The organism is Methylobacterium sp. CCH7-A2, from assembly GCF_001557075.1.
Taxonomy (GTDB): Bacteria; Pseudomonadota; Alphaproteobacteria; order Rhizobiales; family Beijerinckiaceae; genus Allobosea; species Allobosea massiliensis.
In genome coordinates this window covers 14,632-36,335 of the sequence record NZ_LSKN01000308.1, presented here as the reverse complement: position 1 = coordinate 36,335, position 21,704 = coordinate 14,632, and the positions used below count along the sequence as shown (strand labels likewise).

Here is a 21,704-nt window from a genome sequence, read left to right as displayed (position 1 = left end):
GTGCCGCCGACGCGCGGCAGGGTCGCGGCGCCGCGCCTTGACGCTGCCGCCAGTTCCGGGTTGTGGAGAGAGGCGCCACGTCCGACCGAGACGGCGGGGGGCCGCCTCGGCGGGCGCGGGCTGAAGCGGAGGCAGGCCTATGACGATCCTCGACCACAAGACGCAGCCGCAGGAGAAATGGCGCGACGGCGTCATGACCGAGATACGGGTCTCCGCGATGGTCGAAAGCAAGCAGCTCTGCATCTTCGAGCAGTTCTGCGAGCCCGGTCTCGGCGCGCCGATGCATCTGCATGCGGTCGAGGAGGTGCTGGAGGTGATGGCCGGCACGGCCGAGATCTATCTGCGCGACAAGACGATGGTCGTTACCGCCAACCAGTCCGTCCTGGTGCCGGCCGGTGCCCGCCACGGCTTCAAGAACATCGGCACCGACACGCTGCATGTGCGCGCAACCCTGGCGGCTGCGATCTTCGAAGCCTCCTATGACGACCGCAACGAATTGTCGCGCCGCTACGTGCCCGCCAACGCCTGAACGGCTCTGTCCACCTTGCCCAAGACGCGATCCGCCGCGGGTGGGTCGCATTCGCGCTTTCCGAGGTTCCGATGCCCAAGACCGAACTCATCGCCGCCATTCATCCGGAGCTCACGGCGATCCGCCGCGACCTGCACCGCCATCCCGAGCTGATGTACGACGTGCACCGTACGGCGGGCGTCGTCGCGCAGAAGCTGACCGAATGGGGCGTCGACGAGGTCGTGGCCGGCATCGGCAAGACCGGTGTCGTCGGCGTGATCAAAGGCCGCAACCAGGGCTCGGGCAAGGTCATCGCGATGCGCGCCGACATGGATGCGCTGCCGATTCATGAAGAAACCAATCTCGAGCATCGCTCGACCGTGCCGGGCAAGATGCACGCCTGCGGCCATGACGGCCACACGGCCATGCTGCTCGGCGCCGCGAAGTATCTCGCCGAAACCCGCGATTTCGACGGGACGGCCGTGGTGATCTTCCAGCCGGCGGAGGAAGGCGGCGCCGGGGCCAAGGCGATGATCGACGACGGGCTGATGACCCGCTTCGGCATCCAGGAGGTCTATGGCATGCACAACAAGCCCGGCCTGCCCATCGGCCAGTTCGACGTGCGCAAGGGCCCGACCATGGCGGCTGCCGACCGCATTCACATCAAGATCGAGGGCAAGGGCGGCCATGCCGCGGCGCCGCACCGCGTCAACGACCCGATCGTCGCCGCCTGCCAGCTGGTGACGGCGCTGCAGACGATTTCCTCGCGCAATGCCGACCCGCTCGATTCGATCGTCGTCTCCGTGACCGCGATCAATGCGGGCGAGGCCTTCAACGTCATCCCGCAGACCGTCGAGCTCAAGGGCTCGGTCCGGACACTGACGCCGCAGATGCGCGAACTCGCCGAGAAGCGCATCAAGGAGGTCACCGCCGGCATCATGGGCGCCTTCGGGATGAGCTTCGTCTGCGACTATCTCCACGGCTACCCGGTGACCTTCAACCATGCGGAGCAGGCCGAATTCGCGGTCAGCACGATCGAGGCCGCCTTCGGGGCGGGCAAGGTCGATACCAGCGTGCCGCCGACGATGGGCTCGGAAGATTTCTCCTACATGCTCGAGGAGCGGCCCGGCGCCTTCATCAATATCGGCAATGGCGACTCCGCGGGGCTGCATCACCCGGCCTATGAGTTCAACGACGAGGTCATCCCCGTGGGCGTGACCTACTGGGCGAACCTCGTCGAGACAGCGATGCCAGCCAAGGCCTGAAGGGCGCCCGCCTCATGCATGACATCGACTGCCTGGTGATCGGGGCCGGCGTCGTCGGCCTCGCGACAGCGCGGGCGCTGGCGCTCGCCGGGCGCGAGGTCGTCATCGCGGAAGCCGCGGAGGGCATCGGCACGCAGACCTCGGCGCGCAACAGCGAGGTCATCCATGCGGGGATCTATTATCCGCCGGGCTCGCTGAAGGCGAAGGTCTGCGTCGAAGGTCGCAAGCTTCTCTACGCCTATCTCCGCGAGCGGGGCCTACCGCACAAGGCCTGCGGCAAGCTGATCGTCGCGACCAGCGCTTCGCAGAAGCCGGCGCTGGAGACGATCATGACGCGGGCCCAAGCCTCCGGTGTCGACAGCCTGCGCTGGCTCGACGCGGCCGAAGCCAAGGCGCTGGAGCCGGAGGTGCGCTGCGAGATCGCGCTTTTGTCGCCGGAGACCGGCGTGGTCGACAGCCATGCCTTCATGCTGTCGCTGCTCGGCGAATGCGAAGCGGCGGGCGGGTCGCTGGCACTCAACACGCCGATCGCCGGCTGGAGGCGCGAGGCGGACGGCTTCAGCGTCGATTTCGGCGGGGCGGAGCCCGCGACCTATAGCGTCAGGACGATCGTGAATTCGGCCGGCCATGGCGCGCCGAAGCTGCTCGGCACGCTGGAGGGTTTCCCATCCGAGCATGTGCCGGTGCAGCATTACGCCAAGGGCAATTACTTCGCGCTGCTGGGCAAGCAGCCCTTCTCACATCTGGTCTATCCGGTGCCCGAAGCGGCGGGCTTAGGCATCCACGCCACGATCGACATGGGCGGGCGGGTCAAGTTCGGCCCGGATGTCGAATGGGTCGAGCACGACCAGGACCTCGTCGTCGATCCCGCGCGGGCCGAGACGTTCTACGCCGCGATCCGGACCTATTGGCCGGCCCTGCCCGACGGCGCTCTCGTCGCCGATTATGCCGGCATCCGCCCGAAGCTGCATGATTCGACGCAGCCGATGCCCGATTTCCGCATCGACGGGCCAGCCGTCCATGGTGTGGACGGGCTGGTCAATCTGCTGGGGATCGAAAGTCCCGGCCTGACGAGTTCGCTGGCGATCGCGGAGATGGTGGTGGAGCGGCTGCGGGCCTGACGCCCGTCATGCTCGGGCGAAGACCCGAGCATCTCAGGGCGACGAGGCCGCCGTGCCGGCGCTCCATTCTGGAAGAGCTTCTCGGGTCTGCGGTTCGCTTCGCCCGAGAATGACGCCGGCGGTCAGCCCCTCAGCGCCCTGAACGCCTCGCTCGCCTCTTTCGCGAGCCTCGTAACGCGCGCCCAATCGCCGGATGCGATGGCGTCCGCCGGCACCAGCCATGAGCCGCCGACGCAGATGACCTGCGGCAGGGCGAGGTAGCTCCCGAGGTTGTTCAGGCCGACGCCACCGGTCGGGCAGAAACGCATCTGCGGGAACGGGCCCGAGAGCGCCTTGAGCGCGGGCGGCCCGCCCGCTGTTTCTGCAGGGAAGAACTTCGCGACAATGCGGCCGGCAGCGACCGCGCGCATGCAGTCCGACGCCGTGGCGACGCCCGGCAGCCAGGGCAGCCCCGCCGCCTTCAGCGCCTCGTCGACGGCTTCAGAAAAGCCGGGACTGACGACGGCCTTGGCGCCGGCATCCTTGACCTGCTGGACCTGCGCCGGCGTGACGACCGTGCCGGCGACCGGCAGCGCGCCCGGCACCGATCGGGCGATGGCTTCCAGCGCAGCGAGCCCGGCCGGGCGGCGCAGCGTGACCTCGACGACGTCGATGCCGCCGGCGACGAGGGCGTGCGCCAGGTCGATGGCGCGCGAGGCATCCTCGATCACCACGACCGGAATCACGCCACAGGCTTCGAGGCGGGCAATCGCGGCGGTCTCGTCCATCGTCGGCGTCTTTCAATCGTTTGAACGGGTTCGGGCGGTCTAGCCTTTCGCCCAGTAGACGTCGAGGCCCTGCGGCCGGCCGAGGAGGAGATCGACAGGCAGCGGCACGGGGCGGTCCGAGGCCGCCTTCAGCACGGCTTCCTTCTGCGCGCCCGAGACCAGCAGGCTCGCCCAACCCGCGCCGGAGAGACGGGCGGGCGACAGGGAGAGTCGCGGCGGCAGGCCGGGCGGCGTGGCGATGCAGATGCCGCTGTCGGGCAGCGCTTCAAAGCGAGCCTCTTCGCCCGGGAACAGCGAGGCGATATGGCCGTCGCTGCCCATGCCGCTGACGACGAGGTCCAGCGGCGGCAGGCTCGCGAGGTCGGAGGCGAGCGCGGCGGCAGCCGCTTCGATATCGCTGCCATGGTCATGGAAGGACAGGAACCCGACCCGCCCCTCGCGCAGCGGCGCGAATTGCGCGCGGATCATGCGCTCGTTCGAGGCTTCGTCGTCGGCGGCAACGAAGCGCTCGTCGGTCGGCAGCAGCGTGACGTTCTCCCAGGCCAGGTCGCGGCTGCCGAGCGCGGCCAGAAAGCGGGCCGGCGTCGTGCCGCCGGGGACGGCGAGCGACGCCCTGCCCTGCCCCGCCAGCAGGGCGCGCAGCCGGATGGCGACGGCCTCCGCCAGCGCCTCCGAGGCGTCGGCCAGGGTCGCGAAACGATGCCAGGCGACAGATCCTTGCGGCTGCATCACTCGAAGTCCGGATCGGCCCAGGAGCGGCCCTCGCGCTCGATCAGGCCGATGGCCTGGGACGGCCCCCAGGAGCCGGCGGCGTAACGATGCGGGTGGGGCGAATAATCCTGCCAGCCGGCGATGATCGGATCGACCCAGCGCCAGGCCTGCTCGACCTCGTCGCGATGCATGAACAGCGTCTGGTCGCCGCGGATGACGTCCGTCAGAAGGCGCTCATAGGCGTCGGGCGTGCGCTCGTCGAAGGCGGTGGAATAGCGCAGGTCGAGCTGGCGCGGCACGATCTTCAGCCGGCCCGAGCCCGGCACCTTCATCATCAGCTGGAGCTGGACGCCGTCATTGGGCTGGAGGCGGATCAGCAGGCGATTGGCGTAGAGCTTGTCACACGATCCGCCGCCAAAGATCGAGTGCGGCACCGGCTTGAAGGTGACGACGATCTCCGAATAGCGCTGCGCCATGCGCTTGCCGGTGCGCAGATAGATCGGCACGCCGGCCCATCGCCAGTTGTCGAGTTCGCAGCGGAGCGCGACGAAGGTCTCGGTGTTGCTAAGATGGCCGAGTTCGTCGGCATAGCCGCGCACGCGCTGGCCGTCGATCTGGCCGGTTCCGTACTGGCCCCGGACCGTGTAGCGCTCGACGTCGGGGCCGACGATGGGCCGCAGCGCCTTCAGCACCTTGATCTTCTCGTCGCGCACGGCGCCGGCCTCGAGCAGGTTGGGCGGCTCGATGGCGAAGAGAGTGAGCAACTGCATGAGATGGTTCTGGACCATGTCGCGCATCTGCCCAGCCTTGTCGTAGTAGCCGGCGCGGCTTTCGAGCCCCACCGTCTCGGCCACCGTGATCTGGACATGGTCGATGTCGCGGCCGGTCCAGGAGCGCTCGAACAGCGTGTTGGCGAAGCGCAGCACCAGCAGGTTCTGGACCGTCTCCTTCCCGAGATAATGGTCGATCCGGTAGGTCCGGTCCTCCGGCAGGATGCGCGCGACGGCGTCGTTGATCTCGCGCGCGGAGGCGAGATCGCGCCCCAGCGGCTTCTCGAGGATGACGCGCGAGGTCGGCGTCAGGATGTCGGCGGCGGCGAGGTTCTCGCAGATCGGGATGAAGAGGTCGGGCGGCGTCGAGAGGTAGAAGGAGCGAACGCGGCCATCGTCACCGAGCGCCTTCTTGAGCGCCTTGTAAGTCTCCGGCTTCACGGCATCGAGAAGCACGATGGTGAGGCGCTGCTGGAAGGCATGGATGTGATCGGGGGAGAGCCCCTCCTCCTTCAGTCGCTTGGCGATCTGCTTCGGCAGACCATCGACATCCTCCTGCTTGCGGACGATGCAGAGAATGCGGCTCTCGTCGGGAAGAACGCCTTCGCGGCTGCGCTGCGCCAGCGCCGGGAAGAGCTTGCGCAGGGCAAGGTCGCCGCCCGCGCCGAAGATCACCAGGTCGAAGGCGGGCACGGGCGTGCGCTCGGGAATGGTTTCGGGCCGCAGCGTGCGGCCGGCAATGGCGTCCATGGGTCAGTCGTCTCCGTGCCCGTCCGCGAATCCAGCGCGGCGTCCGAGTGGACGGCGGGCGTGCGACGAGAATGAGACCAAGCGCCGCGATTGCCAAACGCTCAGAGCGCAGGGCGGCCGGCCGTCAACCGCGGCGGAAGCCCTCGCTGGCGGTCAAAAGCTGCCGGGCATAGTCCGTCTGCGGGTTGCGGGCCGCGAGCGTGCCCGCCGTCATCTCCTCGACGCCGCGGCCGAACTGCATCACCAGCAGCCGCTCGCACATATGGCCGACGACGGCGAGATCGTGGCTGACGAGGATATAGGTCAGCTTGCGCTCGTGGCGCAGCGCCTGCAGCAGGTTCAGCACCTCGGCCTGGATCGAGACGTCGAGCGCCGAGGTCGGCTCGTCGAGCAGCAGGATCGAGGGCTCGAGCACGAGCGCGCGCGCGATCGCGACGCGCTGGCGCTGGCCGCCGGAGAGCTGGTGCGGGTAACGGAAGCGGAATGAGGACGGCAGGCCGACCTCCGACATCGCCCGCCCGATCCGCGTCTCGGCATCGCCGATGCCGTGGATGGCGAGCGGCTCGGCCAGCGTGTCATCGACCGTCTTCTTGGGATGGAGCGAGCCGTAGGGGTCCTGGAAGACCATCTGGACGGCGCGGTAGAAGGCCTTGTCGCGGATCTTCGGCTGGGTCTGGCCGGTGATCTCGACGATGCCGCTCCAGTCCCGGTTCAGCCCCGAGAGCACGCGCAGTACGGTCGACTTGCCGGAGCCGGACTCGCCGACGATGCCGTAGCTCTCGCCGGAGGCGACCGCGAAGGAGAGGTCCTTCACGACATGCGAGTCGCCGAAGGAGACGTTGAGGTTTTCGACGCGGATGGCGGGTTGCGTGGTCATTCAGATGTTCCGGGGTCGGCAGCCGCACCGCCGTCATGCTCGCCCTCGTGGCGAGCATCCACGTCTTGGTCATAGTGCTCGGCGCAGAGAGGCGTGGATGGTCGGGACAAGCCCGACCATGACGGGAGAGGCAAGGCGCTGAACGCGACGACCCTCATGCTAGCCATGCCGGGTCGCGCTGGAGGGTCGACAGCTTCGCGCGCGGATGGTCGAGATCGGGCAGACAGCCGAGCAGGCCGAGCGTGTAGGGGTGGCGCCGGGCGCGGGCGGACTCATCGGCGAGTTCGGCCGCCGGCAGCGTCTCCATCGCCTTGCCGCCATACATGACGATGACGCGGTCGCAGAAGGACTGCACCAGATGCAGGTCGTGGCTGATGAAGATCAGCCCCATGCCGCGCTGGGTGACGAGATCGTCGAGGATCTTCAGGATCTGCAGTTGCACGGTGACGTCGAGCGCCGAAGTCGGCTCGTCGGCGATCAGGATGTCGGGCTCGGCGATCAGCATCATCGCGATCATCACGCGCTGGCCCATGCCGCCCGAGACCTCGTGCGGGTAGAGGTCGTAGACGCGGCCCGGCTCGCGGATCTGGACCTGCTCCAGCATGGCGAGCGAGCGTTCCTTCGCCTCGCGGGCGCTGGCCTTGTGGTGGACGCGATAGGCCTCGGCGATCTGGTCGCCGACGGTGCGGACGGGGTTGAGCGAGAATTTCGGGTCCTGCATCACCATCGAGATGCGGCGGCCGCGCAGTTTGCGGCGCTCGCGCTTGTCCATGGTCAGGAGGTCCTGCCCGCGGAAGACCATGCGGTCCGCCGTGACGATTCCGGGCGGCGGAATCAGGTCGAGGATGGCGCGGCCGGTCATCGACTTGCCGGAGCCGGACTCGCCGACGATGCCGAGTCGCTCGCGGCCGAGCGTGAAGGAGAGCCCGCGCACGGCATGGACGATGCCGGTCGGCGTGTGGAAATCGACGCGCAGATTGTCGAGTTCGAGGAGGGGCTGGTCCGCAGGGGTCTGGTTCATGGCGCTCACCTCGCATCCATGACGTCGCGCAGGCCGTCGCCGAGCAGGTTGAAGCCGAGGGCGACGATGCAGATGGCGATGCCGGGGAAGGTCGCGACCCACCACTGGTCGAAGATCTGCTCGCGGCCGGCCGAGATCATCGCGCCCCATTCGGGGATCGGCGGCTGGGCGCCGAGCCCGAGGAAACCGAGGCCGGCAGCGATGAGGATGACGCCCGCCATGTCGAGCGTGGTGCGCACGATCAGCGAGGGCAGACAGAGCGGCACGACATGCTTCCAGACGATGCGCCATTGCGAGGCGCCCTGCAGGCGGATCGCGGCGATGTAGTCCTGCTGGCGGATGATCAGCGTCTCGGCGCGGGCGACGCGGGCGTAAGGAGGCCAGGCAGTGATCGCGATGGCGATGACCGCATTCTCCAGGCCGGGGCCGAGCGCCGCGACGAAGGCGAGCGCCAGCACCAGCCGCGGAAAGGCCAGAAAGACGTCGGTCATGCGCATCAGCGCTCGGTCGACCCAGCCGCCGAGATAGCCCGAGGCCGCGCCGATGAGCAGGCCGATCGGCCCGACCGAGACAACGACGAGCAGCACGATCACCAGCGTGACGCGGGTGCCGTAGACGATGCGGCTGAAGATGTCGCGGCCGAGCGAGTCTGTGCCAAAAAAGTTGGTGCCCGAGGGCGGCAGCAGGCGGCGGTCGAGATTCTGTGCCAGCGGGTCGGCGGTGGCGATCAGCGGCGCGAAGGCCGCGACCAGCAGCAGTGCGACGATGATGCCGAGCCCGACCATGGCGAGCCGGTTGCGCCGGAAGGCGAGCCATTTCCGGTACATCTGCCCGAGCCGCGCTTGGCGGCGGGAGGACGGCGAGTCGGTGAGGAGATAGTCGGTCCAGGTGGTCATGCCGGCCTCAACGCGTACGCGGATCGACCAGCCGGCCGAGGATGTCGGAGAGCAGGTTGACGCCGATGAAGACGGCTCCGATCACCAGCGTGCCGCCCAGCACCGCGTTCATGTCGGCGTTCAGGAGCGAGTTGGTGAGGTAGCGTCCGAGCCCGGGCCAGGCGAAGATCGTCTCGGTCAGCACCGAACCTTCGAGCAGGTGCATGTAGGAGACGGCGATGACCGTCACCAGCGGCACGAAAGCGTTGTGCATCGCATGACGCCAGACGACGCGGAATTCGGAGAGCCCCTTCACCCGCGCGGCGATGACGTATTGCTGCTGCAGCTCGGTGATCATGAAGCTGCGGGTCATGCGGCTGATATAGGCGACGCTGAGAATGCCGAGCACGGAAGCCGGCAGGACGAGATGGGACCAGGCGTCGCGGACGGCCTCCCAGTCGCCCTCGAGCGCGGCGTCGATCATCAGGATGCCGGTGACGGGCGTGATCAGGTCCTGGAAGGCGACGCCGGCGCGGCCGGGCCCGCCGACCCAGCCGAGCTTGGCGTAGAACAGCAGTAGCCCCATCAGGCCGAGCCAGAAGACGGGAATCGAATAGCCGAACAGGCCGATGATGCGGGCGACCTGATCGGGCCAGCGGCCCTGATTGACCGCCGCGACGACGCCGAGCGGGATGCCGAGCAGGCAGCCGATCAGCGTTCCGAGCGTCGCTAGTTCCAGCGTCGCCGGGAAGACGCGCTTGATGTCGTCGACGACGGTGTTGGAGGTCAGCACCGAGCGGCCGAGATCGCCGCTGAAGACCTTGCCGACATAGATCGCGAATTGCTGCCAGAGCGGTTTGTCGAGGCCGAGCTCGATGCGGGCGGCCTCATAGGTCTCCGGCCGGGCGTTGTCGCCGACGACCGCGAGCACCGGGTCGATCGGGATCACCCTGGCGATGAAGAAGGTGATCAGCAGCAGGCCGAAGATGGTGATGGCTACGGTGACGAGTTCTCGCGAGGCGATCTTCGCCCAGCGTCCCGCCGTTTCGCCCCAATGGCGTTTTCGAACCGGGCCGGCAGCCATGTCCGTCATCGTCGTTCTTCCGTGTTCGGCTCCGGCGAGGCAGGTGCGCCCCGGACCGGAAGCAAAAGCCCCGCCGCGGCCGGTCGGCCGAGGCGGGGCGTGTCGTGAGAGGCGCTCAGTTCTTGGCGATCGGCGCGTAGAAATTCGTGTCCGAGCTCGGACCGATGACCCAGTTCTTGACGTTCTTGCGCTCGGCCGAGACCTCGACCTGCTGGAACATGATCACGAAGGGCGAGACCTTCTGGTGCTCGCGCTGCAGATCGCCATAGACGGCGGCGCGCTTGGCGGCGTCCTGCTCGAGCACATTGGCCTGGGTGGTCTTGGTCATCTCGGGGATGTCCCAGGCGTTGCGCCAGGCCAGCGTCTTCGACTTCGCGTCCTCGTTGTTGTTCTCGTTGATGGCGAAGGTCTCCGCATTGGTGTGCGGGTCGAGATAGTCCGGGCCCCACTGGCCGATATAGATATCGTGGGTGCGGGCGCGGTACTTGGTCAGCGTCTGCTTGCCGTCACCGGGGATCAGCTCGAGCTTGATTCCGGCCTGACCCCAGGTCGACTGGATCGCCTGAGCGATGTCGGTGATCGGGCTGACCGAGCGCACGTCCATCGTGACGGAGAAGCCGTTCGGCAGACCGGCCTTGGCGAGCAGTTCCTTCGCCTTGGCGGGGTTGAACGTGTAGGGCTTGTCGTCGATCGCGCCGAGGAAACCCTTGGGCAGGAAGGACTGGTGCGCCTTGTAGGTGCCCTCGACGATGTTGCGCTCGATCGAGGCATAGTCGACGAGGTACTTGAGCGCCTCGCGGACCTCCGGCTTGGCGAAGTTCGGGTTCTTCGTGTTCAGGCCGAGATAGAGAATGTAGCCCTTGTCGCCCTGGACGAGCTCGATGTCCTTGTTGGCCTTGACCGCCGTCAGCTGGTCCTTGGACAGGTTGCGGGCGATGTCGATGTCGCCCTTCTCGAGCAGCAGGCGCTGCGAGGCCGGCTCGGCGACATGGCGCACGATGATGCGCTTGTTCTTCGGCGCGCCCTTATACCAGGCCTCGTTGGCATCGAGCGCATATTGCTCGTTGGGACGATAGGCGCGGACCTTGTAGGCGCCGGAGCCGGCCGAGTTCTGCTTCAGCCAGCCATTGCCCCAGTCGCCATCCTTCTCATTGGCCTTGACCAGCTTGCTGTCGACGATCGAGGCGACGCCGGAGGTCAGGCAGTTGAGGAAGAAGGTCGGCGCGAAGGGCTTGGAGACGGTGATGACGAGGGTGGAATCGTCGGTCGCCTTCACCTTCTCGGTGACGTTGTCCTTGGTGAAGCCGAACTGGGCCAGGATGAAGCCGGGCGACTTGTTCAGCGTCACGGCCCGCTGGAAGGAATAGACCACGTCGGCCGCCGTCAGCGGGTTGCCCGAGTGGAACTTCACGCCGGGGCGCAGCTTGAAGGTGTAGGTCAGATTGTCGGGCGTGACGCTCCAGCTCTGGGCGAGTTCGGGGACGAGCTCGTTGTTCTTGGCGAGGTCGACGCCCATCAGCTTGTCGTAGAGGTTGGTCACGACCTCGACGCCGGAGAATTCGAACGCCTCGGCCGGATCGAGCGAGATGATGTCGTCGATCTGCTTGGCCATGACCACCGTGTCCTTCGGGGTCTGGGCCAGGGCCACGGTGGTCTGGGCGGTCGTCGCCAGCAAGGCCGTGAAGGCCGACGCCACCATCAATTTCGCAACGTGACGCATCGCATTCCCCATCGGTTCGGATTGTCGGCCGCGCTCCGGCGGCCATTGGCGTGAATGTGGAACCAGTTGGCGGCTTCTGTCCAGCAGGACGAGGCGCATGTCCAGATGTTGCTGCACAGTTCTTGTGCATCGGGCTGGTCGGGATCGGGCAATGCGTCGCGAGTTGCGGCTTTGCGCGCCCTGCCGGCCTCGCTAACGTGAGCATGCTCCGGCGCCCGCCGGCCCATGACAAGCAGGTGCCCAGCCCTTGGCCATCATCGCCGCGCTCCACCACGTCACGCATTACCGCTACGACCGGCCCGTCACGCTCGGGCCCCAGATCATCCGCCTGCGCCCCGCGCCGCATTGCCGGGCGGCGATCAACAGCTATTCGCTGAAGGTCACCCCGGCCGAGCATTTCGTGAACTGGCAGCAGGACCCCAGCGGCAACTGGCTGGCGCGCTATGTCTTCCCGGAGCCGGTGCGGGAGTTTCGCATCGAGGTCGATCTCGTCACCGAGCTGTCGATCATCAACCCCTTCGACTTCTTCGTCGAAACCGATGCCGAGACCTTCCCCTTCGCCTATCCGGAGGAACTCAGGGCCGAACTCGCGCCCTATCTGGTGACCGAGCCCGCCGGCCCGTTGCTGACGGATTTCCTCGCCACGGTGGCGCGCGAACCGACCAATACGGTCAACTTCATCGTCGACCTGAACGCGCGGCTCGCCGGCACGATCGCCTATGGCATCCGCATGGAGCCCGGCGTGCAGGAGCCGGAGCACACGCTCGGCATCAAGTCCGGATCCTGCCGGGACACGAGCTGGCTGCTGGTGCAGATCCTGCGGCATCTCGGCCTCGCGGCCCGCTTCGTCTCCGGCTACCTGATCCAGATGAAGGCGGATATCGACCCGCTCGAGGGGCCGCGCGGCACGGACAAGGACTTCACCGACCTCCACGCCTGGGCGGAGGTCTATATCCCCGGCGCCGGCTGGATCGGGCTCGATCCGACCTCGGGCCTGCTGACCGGCGAGGGCCATCTGCCGCTGGCGGCGACGCCGCATTACCGCTCGGCAGCGCCGGTCTCAGGCCTGGCGAGCTATGCCGAGACGGTCTTCGATTTCGACATGAGCGTGGCGCGCGTCCATGAGGTGCCGCGCATCACCCTGCCCTTCTCGGACGAGTCCTGGCAGCGCCTCGACGCGCTGGGCGAGCGCGTGGAATCCGATCTTCAGGCGCAGGATGTGCGGCTGACGATGGGCGGCGAGCCGACCTTCGTCTCGATCGACGACCAGACCGGCGAGGAATGGAACACCGCTGCGGTGGGGCCGACCAAGCGACAGCGCGCGGATGTGCTGATCCGGCGCCTGCGCGAGCGCTTTGCGCCCGGCGGCATGCTGCATTACGGCCAGGGCAAGTGGTATCCGGGCGAGAGCCTGCCGCGCTGGGCCTTCGCGCTGTACTGGCGCGCCGATGGCGAGCCGATCTGGCGCGACGCCGCGCTGATCGCCCGCGAGCCCGGGGCTCCGACCGGCGTCGACCGCGAACTCGAGGCGGGCGCGACCATGGCCGAAGCGGAGGCCCTCGCCGAAGGACTGTCAGACAAGCTCGGGCTCGGCGCCGACTATGTGCTGCCGGCCTATGAGGACACCGGCTTCTGGCTGCTGAAGGAGGCGCAGCTTCCCGACAATGTCGATCCGCTCGACCCGCGTCTCGCTGACCCCGAGGAACGCGCGCGGATGCAGCAGGTCTTCCAGCTCGGGCTGGGCAAGCCGCGCGGCTACGTCATCCCGGTGCAGCGCTGGCAGAGCCAGGCCGGCGACCGGCGCTGGCGCTCGGAGAAATGGCGCCTGCGGCGCGGCAAGCTCTTCCTCGTGCCGGGCGATTCCCCCGTCGGCTACCGGCTGCCGCTCGGCTCCCTGCCGGTGGTGCCGAAGGCGGAATACCCGCATATCCACCCGCAGGACCCGATGGAGACCCGCCCGCCGCTGCCGCGCGCGGCCGGCGGCTTCGGCCCCGCGGTCGATCCGCCGCATGAGGCGCCGGTCAAGCCGGAGCCGCACCCGACCCAGGACCCGCCTCATCAGACGTCGCGCTCGGTCGAGACCGGCGGCGCCGCCGCGCAGGACCGCACCGAGCAGGAGATCGGCGGCGAGCATGTGCGCACCGCGATCAGCCTCGAAATCCGCGACAAGGTGCTCTGCGTCTTCCTGCCGCCGGTGGAGCGGCTGGAGGATTATCTCGACCTCGTCGCCAGCGTCGAGGCGGTGGCACGCGAGCGCAACCAGCCCGTCCATATCGAGGGCTATGCGCCGCCGCACGATCCGCGGCTCAATGTCGTCAAGGTCACGCCCGATCCCGGTGTCATCGAGGTCAACATCCACCCGGCACGGAACTGGCGCGAGGCGGTCGAGATCACGCGGGGCGTCTATGAGGAGGCGCGGCTGGCGCGGCTCTGCGCCGAAAAGTTCATGGTCGACGGGCGTCACACCGGAACGGGCGGTGGCAACCATGTCGTGCTCGGCGGCGTCACACCGCCGGATTCGCCGTTCCTGCGCCGGCCGGACCTGCTGAAGAGCATCGTGCTCTACTGGAATCGGCACCCCTCGCTCTCCTATCTGTTCTCGGGGCTTTTCATCGGCCCGACCAGCCAGGCGCCGCGCATCGACGAGGCGCGGCACGACGCGCTCTACGAACTCGAGATCGCGCTGGCGAACATCCCGGGGCCGGACGCCCCTTCGATCCCGCTCTGGCTGGTCGACCGGCTGCTGCGCAATCTCCTGGTCGACGTCTCCGGCAACACGCATCGCACCGAGATCTGCATCGACAAGCTCTATTCGCCGGACGGGCCGACGGGACGGCTCGGGCTGATCGAGTTCCGTGGTTTCGAGATGCCGCCGGATGCGCGGATGAGCCTGGCGCAGCAACTTTTGGTGCGGGCGCTGATCGCGTGGTTCTGGCGCGAGCCGCAGACTGGCCCGCTGGTGCGCTGGGGCACGGCGCTTCATGACCGCTTCATGCTGCCCGAGATGGTCTGGCAGGATTTCCGCGAGGTGCTCGCCGATCTCGGCCGGGCCGGCTACGCCTTCGATCCGGTCTGGTTCGAGGCGCAGGCCGAGTTCCGCTTCCCCTTCTTCGGCAAGGTCGAGCATGGCGGCGTCGAGATCGAGATCCGCCAGGCGCTCGAACCCTGGCATGTGCTCGGCGAGGAGGGCGCGATCGGCGGCACGGTGCGCTATGTCGATTCCTCGGTCGAGCGGCTTCAGGTCAAGGCGAAGGGGCTGGTGCTAGGGCGCCATCTCGTCACCTGCAATGGACGGCGGTTGCCGATGACGCCGGCCGGGACCACGGGCGAGAGCGTCGCGGCCGTGCGCTTCAAAGCGTGGCAGCCGGCGTCGGGCCTGCACCCGACGATTCCGGTCCATGCTCCGCTGACCTTCGATATCGTCGACACCTGGGTCGGGCGCTCTCTCGGCGGCTGCGTCTACCATGTCGCCCATCCCGGCGGTCGCAATTACGAGACGCCGCCTGTGAATTCCTATGAGGCGGAGGCGCGCCGGCTCGCGCGTTTCGAGGCAATCGGCCATACTCCCGGGGCGCTGGCGATTCCGCCGGAAGAGCGCAGCGCCGAATTCCCGCTGACGCTGGATCTGAGGCGGCCTGCGGGAGTGTAGACGAAAGCGATGGCAGCCCAGGGCCGATCCCCCTCCGTGCGCGTGAGGACGGAGCGTCGCAACGCTCTGCTGGCGGATTATCGCCCTCTTCCGGGCGTCTATGACGAGATCCTCGGTGCGGACGGCCAGGTCCGCCCGCAATGGGAGCCCTTCCTGACGGAGTGGTGCGCCTTCTCGCCCGAGGAGCTGAATCAGCGCTTCGGCCTTGCCGACCGCCATGTCCACGACACCGGCGTCTCCTACCGCGTCCATGGCGACATCGATCCGCGCGACCCGACCGCAGGCGAACGGGCCTGGCCGCTCAGCCATGTGCCGCTGGTCATCACCGGGGCGGAGTGGCAGACGATCGCGGCCGGCGTCGCCCAGCGGGCGCAGCTCTTGAGCGGGCTGCTCGAGGACATCTACGGCCCCGGCGAGATGATCGCGAACGGTCTCCTGCCAGCGTCGGTGGTGACGGGGAGCCCGGACTATCTGCGCCCGCTGCAGGGCGCGCCCGGCGGCGGCACGCTGCAGCTCTATGCGGTCGATCTCGGGCGCGGACCGGACGGGCGCTGGTGGGTGCTGCAGGACCGCACCCAGGCCCCGTCGGGAACCGGCTATGCGCTGGAAAACCGGCTCGCCCTATCGCGCGCCTTCCCCGACATGTTCCGGACCATGAACATCGAGCGGCTGGCGGCCTTCTTCCAGGCCTTTCGCGCCGGCCTCGTCGCTCGGTCCAAGCGCGTCGAACCGCGGATCTGCCTGCTGACGCCAGGGCCGCTGAACGAGAGTTACTTCGAGCAGACCTATCTGGCCCGCTATCTCGGCTTCCTACTGGTCGAGGGCGGCGATCTCGTCATGAGCGAGGGACGTGTGCATGTGCGCACCATCGCCGGGCTGAAGCGCGCGGACGTGATCTGGCGCCGCATCGACGGCGATTTCGCCGATCCGCTCGAACTCAACGCCTCTTCGGCGCTCGGTGTCGCCGGGCTGGTGCAGGCCGTCCGCAAGGGCAGCGTGCATGTCGCCAACGGGCTGGGCTCAGGCGTCGTCGAGGCGCGCGCCCTGATGGGCTTCCTGCCTGCGCTGGGCCAGCGTCTGCTGGGCGAAGCGATGATTCTGCCGAACGTCGCGACCTGGTGGTGCGGCCAGCCGCGCGAGCGGGCCGTGGTGCTGGAGCGCTTCGACGAGATGAGCATCGCCCCGGCCTTCCGCAGTGCCGGCGGCGGGCTCGACAGCGGGCCGGTCGTGGTGGCCGATCTTCCGGCCGCCGAGAAGGAGGCGCTGAGGCGCCGCATCGAGGCGCGGGGCATGGACTATGTCGGGCAGGAGGTGGTGCGGCTCTCGACCACGCCGGTGTTCCAGAACGGGCGGCTGCAGCCGCGCCCGATGACGCTGCGTGTGTTTGCCGCCGCCACGCCCGACGGCTGGAAGGTGATGCCGGGCGGCTTCTGCCGGATCTCCGACGAGCGGGACGCGCGGGCGGTGAGCATGCGCAGCGGCGTGCGTTCCAGCGACGTCTGGGTGACCTCGGATGCGCCGGTCGACCCCGTTTCGCTGCTGCCGGCGCCCGACCGCATCACCATCCGCCGCATCACCGGCACGCTGCCGAGCCGCGCCGCCGACAACCTGTTCTGGCTCGGGCGCTATCTGGAGCGGACGGAGGCGACGCTACGGCTGGTGCGCGCGCTGCTGGGGCGGCTGATCGACACCGACCCGGCGCAGGGCCGCAACGAGACGCTGAAACGCCTCGCCAATCTGCTCGTCGCCTGGGGCGCCGCCCCCGGCGGGCGCGGCCAGACTCCGGCCGGCCAGGCCTCGGCGGCGCTCCACGCGCTCGACCAGTACGGCTCGGCGATCTCGACGATGCGCGAGGCGCGACGCACGGCCTCGGTCATCCGCGAGCGGCTCTCGATCGACGCCTGGCGGCTGTTCGGCGACATGCAGGAACAGCTGACCCTGGAGCCGGGACGCGAGCCCAGCGAGGGCGAGGCTTATGAGATCGCCGACCGGGCGCTGAAGTCGCTCGCCGCCTTCTCGGGCCTCAGCCAGGAGAACATGGTGCGCGGCCCGGGCTGGCGCTTTCTCGACATCGGGCGACGGCTGGAGCGCGGCATCGCGACCTGCCGCTTCGCCCGCCATTTCGCCGAGACCAATGCGCCGGGCGACGCGCTCGACGCGCTGCTCGACCTGACGGATTCGCAGATCACCTATCGCTCGCGCTATCTGCTCGGCGCCAGCCTGCAGCCCGTCCTCGATCTCGTGATGCTCGACCCCTACAATCCCCGTTCCGTCGCCTTCCAGATCGACCGGCTCGACACCGAGATCCGGGATCTGCCGTCGCTGACCGAGGACGGCATGCTGGAAGCTCCGCGCCGGCTGATCCTCAAGCTCGCCGCCGAATGCCGCACGGCCGAAGCCTCACGGCTCGACCGCACCAGCATCCTGCTTTTCGAGCAGTTGCTGATGGGCGTCTCGAGCGCCATCGCCGACCGCTATTTCCTGCAGAGCAGCGGTCCGGAAGCCTCGCGCCTGACAGGCATCGCGTGATCTACGACCTGCGTCACGTCACGACCTACGCCTATAGCCGGCCGGTCCCCTTCGCGCGCTGCATCCTGCGGCTGCAACCCCGCAACGACGGCGGGCAGAGCGTCCAGAGCAGCGAGCTCATCGTGACGCCGCGCCCGGCCGAGCGCGACGACGGCGTCTGCTTCTTCGGCAACCGGATGACGACGCTCACCATCGCCAAGCCACATCGCGAGCTGAAGATCGAGATGCGGGCACGCGTCGAGGTGCGGCGGCCGCAGGCGCCCTTCCCCGCTCTGACGCGCAGCTGGGAAGAGGTCGGCGAGCAGGCCCTCGCCTCGGCCAGCCTCGCGCCGGATTCCCCGGCGCATCACCTCTATCCCAGCCGTCTCGTGCCGCCTGTCGCGGCCGTCACCGACTATGCGCGCAACAGCTTCCCGCCGAGGCGACCCGTCCTCGAGGGGGCGACCGAGCTGATGGCGCGCATCAAGACCGACTTCACCTATGATCCCGAAGCCACCGAGGTCTCGACGCCGCTGGAGGAAGCCTTCCGCCAGCGCCACGGCGTCTGCCAGGACTTCGCCCATGTCATGATCGCAGGACTGCGCGGGCTCGGCCTGCCGGCGGCCTATGTCAGCGGCTACATCCGCACCGTGCCGCCGCCGGGGCAGAAGCGGCTCGAGGGCGCCGACGCCAGCCATGCCTGGGTGATGCTCTGGTGCGGGCCCGAGACCGGCTGGATCGGGCTCGATCCGACCAACGACCTGATCGTCGCCGACGATCACATCGTCACCGCGTTCGGGCGCGATTATGCCGACGTCTCTCCGCTCGACGGCGTGGTCATCGGCCCCGGCTCGCAGAAGATCGGCGTGGCCGTCGACGTCATCCCGATCGGCTGAGCGCCTGCGGCCACGCAGACCAGCCCGAGCTACTTTTCTTTTATTGGTTGCCATGGCAACTTGTTTCCGCGCAGCCGCCGGCAAGGCGGGCGCAGGGAGGATGTCGTGCGAACTCAGGTGGCGATCATTGGGGCCGGCCCGTCGGGGCTGCTGCTCGGCCAGTTGCTGCATCAGGCGGGGATCGACAGCGTCATCCTCGAACGCAAGAGCCGCGACTATGTACTCGCGCGCATTCGTGCCGGCGTGCTCGAGCAGGGCACCGTCGGCCTGCTCGACAAGGTCGGGGCCAGCGGACGGCTGCATGCGGAGGGCCTGCCGCATGACGGCTTCGAGCTGCTCTTCGGCGAACGGCGCCACCGCATCGCCCTCAGCGAACTGACCGGCGGCCGGCACGTCACCGTCTACGGGCAGACGGAGGTGACGCGCGACCTGATGGACCAGCGCGCCGCGCAGGGCGGCAAGACGGTCTTCGAGGCCGACGACGTGACGCTGCACGGCTTCGACGGCACCAGCCCCTATGTCACCTATCTCGACGGCGGCGTTCCGAGGCGGCTCGACTGCGACGTCATCGCCGGCTGCGACGGTTATCACGGCGTCGCCCGCGCCAGCATTCCGGCGAGCGCGCTGCGCGTCTTTGAGCGAGTCTATCCCTTCGGCTGGCTCGGCATCCTCGCCGATGTGCCACCCGTCTCCGACGAGCTGATCTATGCCCGCAGCCAGCGCGGCTTCGCGCTCTGCTCGATGAGATCGCCCACGCGCAGCCGCTACTATGTCCAGTGCGGGACCGACGAGCGGGTCGATGCCTGGTCCGACCAGCGCTTCTGGGACGAGCTGCGCCGAAGGCTCGACCCCGAAACGGCGGAAGGCCTGACGACGGGGCCCTCGATCGAGAAGTCGATCGCGCCACTGCGCTCCTTCGTGGCCGAGCCGATGCGCTTCGGCCGGCTGTTCCTCGCGGGCGACGCCGCCCACATCGTGCCGCCCACCGGCGCCAAGGGCCTCAACCTCGCCGCCAGCGACGTGCATTACCTGTTCGAGGCGCTGCGCGAACTTTTCCTCGACCACTCCGAGGCGGGCATCGACGCCTATTCGCAGACAGCGCTGGCCCGGGTTTGGAAGGCGGAGCGCTTCTCCTGGTGGCTGACCTCGCTGATGCATCTCTTCCCGGAGCAAAGCCCGTTCGAGCAGCGCATGCAGCAGGCCGAACTCGACTATCTGGTCTCGTCCGAGCACGCGATGGCGGCGCTGGCGGAGAACTATGTCGGGTTGCCCTACTGACGGAGGCGCTCAGGCGGCCTGCGGCTCCCGCTGCGTGGCGTGGCGTTCGCCCCACGCCTTCAGCGCCATGATGACCGGCTGCAGCGTTCGCCCCCTGTCCGAGAGCGAGTATTCGACCCGCGGCGGCACCTGCGGATAGACGACGCGCAGGATCAGCCCGTCAGCCTCCAGCTCACGCAGTTGTGTGGTGAGCATGCGCTGGGTCACGCCGGGGACGCGCTTGCGGATCTCGTTGAAGCGCAGCGTCCCGCTCATCAGGTGATAGAGCAGGATTCCCTTCCATTTGCCGCCGATCAGCCCCAACGCGGCCTCGACCGGGCAGCCTGCGGAACAATAGGGCTCCTGAAAACGAGGAGGCATCACGGTATCCTTTTCGGCACTATCGGCGGAAATTGTGCGTTCTTGCGGCATCCGAGAATAGGGATCATCTCGCCTGCATTGCAATGCAGGAGACCTCCCCCATGCGCGCCATCGGCTATCGCGAACCCCAGGACATCAGCGCCGAAACCAGCCTCATCACCCTCGATCTGCCCGAGCCCGTCGCGACCGGCCGCGACCTGCTGGTCGAGGTCAAGGCGATCTCGGTCAATCCGGTCGACACCAAGGTCCGGCGCAACGCCCGCCCGCCGGAGGGCGAGGCGCGGATTCTCGGCTGGGATGCGGCCGGCATCGTCAAGGCTGTGGGTCCCGAGGTCACGGCCTTCGGGCCCGGCGACGCCGTGTTCTATGCGGGTGCGCTGAACCGCCCCGGCGCCAACATGGAGTTCCATCTCGTCGACGAGCGGATCGTCGGACCCAAGCCGACAAGCCTGTCCTTCGCCGAAGCCGCCGCCCTGCCCCTGACCATGATCACGGCCTGGGAGATGCTGTTCGACCGGCTGAAGGTGCGTGACCCCGTGCCGGGCGCGGCGCCGGCCCTGCTCATCGTCGGTGGGGCGGGCGGCGTCGGCTCGGCGGCGATCCAGCTCGCGCGCCAGATGACCGATCTCACCGTCATCGCCACCGCATCGCGGCCGGAGACCCGGGCCTGGGCGAGCGAACTCGGCGCGCATCATGTCGTCGATCACAGCCGCCCGCTGGCGGAGGAGGTCGCGGCTCTCGGGATTGGAGCGTCCGGTTTCGTCTTCTTCACGACCCACACCGCCCAGCATCTGCCCGAGGTTCTGAAACTGGTCGCGCCGCAGGGGCGGCTCGGCGTCATCGACGACGCGCCGACGCTCGATGTGATGCCGCTCAAGAACAAGTCGCTGTCGCTGCACTGGGAGCTGATGTTCACCCGCTCGCTGCACCAGACCGCCGACATGCAGGCGCAGGGCGACCTGCTGGCCGAGGTGGCGCGGCTGGTCGATGCCGGCGCGTTGCGCTCGACCCTGACCGAGAGCTTCGGCCGGATCGACATCGCCAATCTCAAGCGCGCCCATGCCCTGCTCGAAAGCGGCAAGGCCAGGGGGAAGATCGTGCTTGAGGGCTTTTGAGCGTCAGGCGTGACGCGGGAGCGCCGAACCGTTCACCGGGCGGCGCAACACGGTGAGCAGCCGAGCCCGCCCTTGCGGATTCCCGCTGGGTCCGCGCGGTCGGGCCAACTGATGGCAGCCGGCCCGGAACCCCTCCGGGCCCAGGCCGTTCCTCAAAGGCCTCCGCACCTTCGGCGGAGGCGACAGCAGAAAGGAACGTCATGCACAGACGCTCATTTTTGGCCGTCCTGGTCGGCAGCTTGACCATGGCGACGAGCGGAGCCGCTCTGGCGGCATCGACCGTTTCGAACGAGGCGCAGGCCGATGCCGTCGATCTTGCGGGACTCGACGAAGCAGATTCTGAATATGCCCATATGCCGCCCGGACCGCGGCATCGCGGGCATCGCGAATGGCACCGGCGCCGCTGGGCCCGGCGTCGCCGCCGCCGGA

17 protein-coding genes are annotated in these 21,704 nt (G+C 68.3%); 8 read left to right on the top strand and 9 right to left on the bottom strand.

Annotated elements, in window-relative coordinates:
* Positions 1-139 precede the first annotated feature (139 nt).
* From AX750_RS23835 to AX750_RS23825, 3 genes are all read left to right on the top strand, one after another.
* On the top strand, positions 140-529 hold the full coding sequence (locus AX750_RS23835) for a cupin domain-containing protein (protein ID WP_066718101.1): 390 nt from the start codon (positions 140-142) through the stop codon (positions 527-529).
* Between the two features lie 71 nt (positions 530-600).
* The gene (locus AX750_RS23830; protein ID WP_066718099.1) at positions 601-1,773 is read left to right on the top strand and encodes a M20 aminoacylase family protein; all 1,173 of its coding nucleotides are present in this window, start codon (positions 601-603) and stop codon (positions 1,771-1,773) included.
* Between the two features lie 14 nt (positions 1,774-1,787).
* Entirely contained in the window at positions 1,788-2,894 is a 1,107-nt protein-coding gene (locus AX750_RS23825; RefSeq protein ID WP_066718097.1) for an NAD(P)/FAD-dependent oxidoreductase, read from the top strand.
* Between the two features lie 122 nt (positions 2,895-3,016).
* Here the strand turns inward: AX750_RS23825 and eda are convergent, their stop codons facing one another.
* The 8 genes from eda to AX750_RS23785 all read right to left on the bottom strand — a co-directional run bounded on the left by eda (position 3,017) and on the right by AX750_RS23785 (position 11,361).
* On the bottom strand, positions 3,017-3,661 hold the full coding sequence (gene eda, locus AX750_RS23820) for a bifunctional 4-hydroxy-2-oxoglutarate aldolase/2-dehydro-3-deoxy-phosphogluconate aldolase (RefSeq protein ID WP_066718095.1): 645 nt from the start codon (positions 3,659-3,661) through the stop codon (positions 3,017-3,019).
* Positions 3,662-3,700: 39 nt separating this feature from the next.
* Positions 3,701-4,390 (bottom strand): 6-phosphogluconolactonase, encoded by a 690-nt coding sequence (locus AX750_RS23815; RefSeq protein ID WP_066718092.1) that lies wholly within the window; start codon positions 4,388-4,390, stop codon positions 3,701-3,703.
* Positions 4,390-5,892 (bottom strand): glucose-6-phosphate dehydrogenase, encoded by a 1,503-nt coding sequence (gene zwf, locus AX750_RS23810; RefSeq protein WP_066718089.1) that lies wholly within the window; start codon positions 5,890-5,892, stop codon positions 4,390-4,392. The genes AX750_RS23815 and zwf overlap by 1 nt, the downstream gene beginning before the upstream one ends.
* A 124-nt stretch (positions 5,893-6,016) precedes the next feature.
* Positions 6,017-6,769 carry an ABC transporter ATP-binding protein gene (locus AX750_RS23805; protein WP_066718086.1) on the bottom strand — a complete coding sequence of 251 codons (753 nt, stop codon included), beginning with the start codon at positions 6,767-6,769 and terminating at the stop codon, positions 6,017-6,019.
* Positions 6,770-6,923: 154 nt separating this feature from the next.
* Positions 6,924-7,790 carry an ABC transporter ATP-binding protein gene (locus AX750_RS23800; RefSeq protein ID WP_066718081.1) on the bottom strand — a complete coding sequence of 289 codons (867 nt, stop codon included), beginning with the start codon at positions 7,788-7,790 and terminating at the stop codon, positions 6,924-6,926.
* A gap of 5 nt (positions 7,791-7,795) precedes the next feature.
* A complete protein-coding gene (gene nikC / locus AX750_RS23795) occupies positions 7,796-8,686 on the bottom strand; it encodes a nickel transporter permease (protein WP_066718080.1) in 891 nt (296 codons plus the stop codon).
* A 7-nt stretch (positions 8,687-8,693) separates the two neighbouring features.
* Positions 8,694-9,749, bottom strand: a complete 1,056-nt coding sequence (locus AX750_RS23790) for an ABC transporter permease (RefSeq protein WP_197426546.1) — start codon at positions 9,747-9,749, stop codon at positions 8,694-8,696.
* Positions 9,750-9,864: 115 nt separating this feature from the next.
* The gene (locus tag AX750_RS23785; protein WP_245282508.1) at positions 9,865-11,361 is read right to left on the bottom strand and encodes an ABC transporter substrate-binding protein; all 1,497 of its coding nucleotides are present in this window, start codon (positions 11,359-11,361) and stop codon (positions 9,865-9,867) included.
* A 355-nt stretch (positions 11,362-11,716) separates the two neighbouring features.
* Between AX750_RS23785 and AX750_RS23780 the strand changes: the two genes are divergently transcribed.
* The 4 genes from AX750_RS23780 (at position 11,717) to pobA (ending at position 19,800) form a co-directional block, all read left to right on the top strand.
* The gene (locus tag AX750_RS23780; RefSeq protein ID WP_066718079.1) at positions 11,717-15,118 is read left to right on the top strand and encodes a transglutaminase family protein; all 3,402 of its coding nucleotides are present in this window, start codon (positions 11,717-11,719) and stop codon (positions 15,116-15,118) included.
* 36 nt (positions 15,119-15,154) lie between these two features.
* Complete coding sequence (locus AX750_RS23775) at positions 15,155-17,647, top strand: circularly permuted type 2 ATP-grasp protein (RefSeq protein WP_245282507.1); 2,493 nt, start codon at positions 15,155-15,157, stop codon at positions 17,645-17,647.
* The gene (locus AX750_RS23770) at positions 17,644-18,522 is read left to right on the top strand and encodes a transglutaminase family protein (protein ID WP_066718077.1); all 879 of its coding nucleotides are present in this window, start codon (positions 17,644-17,646) and stop codon (positions 18,520-18,522) included. Before AX750_RS23775 ends, AX750_RS23770 begins: the two co-directional genes overlap by 4 nt.
* Before the next feature lie 105 nt (positions 18,523-18,627).
* Positions 18,628-19,800 (top strand): 4-hydroxybenzoate 3-monooxygenase, encoded by a 1,173-nt coding sequence (gene pobA / locus AX750_RS23765; protein WP_066718076.1) that lies wholly within the window; start codon positions 18,628-18,630, stop codon positions 19,798-19,800.
* 9 nt (positions 19,801-19,809) lie between these two features.
* On the opposite strand, the gene AX750_RS23760 is transcribed toward pobA, so the two are convergent.
* Positions 19,810-20,160: a helix-turn-helix domain-containing protein gene (locus tag AX750_RS23760; protein ID WP_066718073.1), complete on the bottom strand. Its 351-nt coding sequence runs from the start codon at positions 20,158-20,160 to the stop codon at positions 19,810-19,812.
* A gap of 101 nt (positions 20,161-20,261) precedes the next feature.
* Here AX750_RS23760 and AX750_RS23755 point away from each other — a divergent pair, with 101 nt between their 5' ends.
* Positions 20,262-21,275 (top strand): zinc-binding alcohol dehydrogenase family protein, encoded by a 1,014-nt coding sequence (locus AX750_RS23755; RefSeq protein ID WP_066718070.1) that lies wholly within the window; start codon positions 20,262-20,264, stop codon positions 21,273-21,275.
* Positions 21,276-21,704: the final 429 nt, after the last annotated feature.

Bases quoted from the DNA above. Each gene is read 5' to 3' on its own strand.
- AX750_RS23835 (WP_066718101.1), top strand. From the start codon at position 140: ATGACGATCCTCGACCACAAGACGCAGCCGCAGGAGAAATGGCGCGAC.
- AX750_RS23830 (WP_066718099.1), top strand. From the start codon at position 601: ATGCCCAAGACCGAACTCATCGCCGCCATTCATCCGGAGCTCACGGCG.
- AX750_RS23825 (WP_066718097.1), top strand. From the start codon at position 1,788: ATGCATGACATCGACTGCCTGGTGATCGGGGCCGGCGTCGTCGGCCTC.
- eda (WP_066718095.1), bottom strand. From the start codon at position 3,661: ATGGACGAGACCGCCGCGATTGCCCGCCTCGAAGCCTGTGGCGTGATT.
- AX750_RS23815 (WP_066718092.1), bottom strand. From the start codon at position 4,390: ATGCAGCCGCAAGGATCTGTCGCCTGGCATCGTTTCGCGACCCTGGCC.
- zwf (WP_066718089.1), bottom strand. From the start codon at position 5,892: ATGGACGCCATTGCCGGCCGCACGCTGCGGCCCGAAACCATTCCCGAG.
- AX750_RS23805 (WP_066718086.1), bottom strand. From the start codon at position 6,769: ATGACCACGCAACCCGCCATCCGCGTCGAAAACCTCAACGTCTCCTTC.
- AX750_RS23800 (WP_066718081.1), bottom strand. From the start codon at position 7,790: ATGAACCAGACCCCTGCGGACCAGCCCCTCCTCGAACTCGACAATCTG.
- nikC (WP_066718080.1), bottom strand. From the start codon at position 8,686: ATGACCACCTGGACCGACTATCTCCTCACCGACTCGCCGTCCTCCCGC.
- AX750_RS23790 (WP_197426546.1), bottom strand. From the start codon at position 9,749: ATGGCTGCCGGCCCGGTTCGAAAACGCCATTGGGGCGAAACGGCGGGA.
- AX750_RS23785 (WP_245282508.1), bottom strand. From the start codon at position 11,361: ATGGCCAAGCAGATCGACGACATCATCTCGCTCGATCCGGCCGAGGCG.
- AX750_RS23760 (WP_066718073.1), bottom strand. From the start codon at position 20,160: ATGCCTCCTCGTTTTCAGGAGCCCTATTGTTCCGCAGGCTGCCCGGTC.
- AX750_RS23755 (WP_066718070.1), top strand. From the start codon at position 20,262: ATGCGCGCCATCGGCTATCGCGAACCCCAGGACATCAGCGCCGAAACC.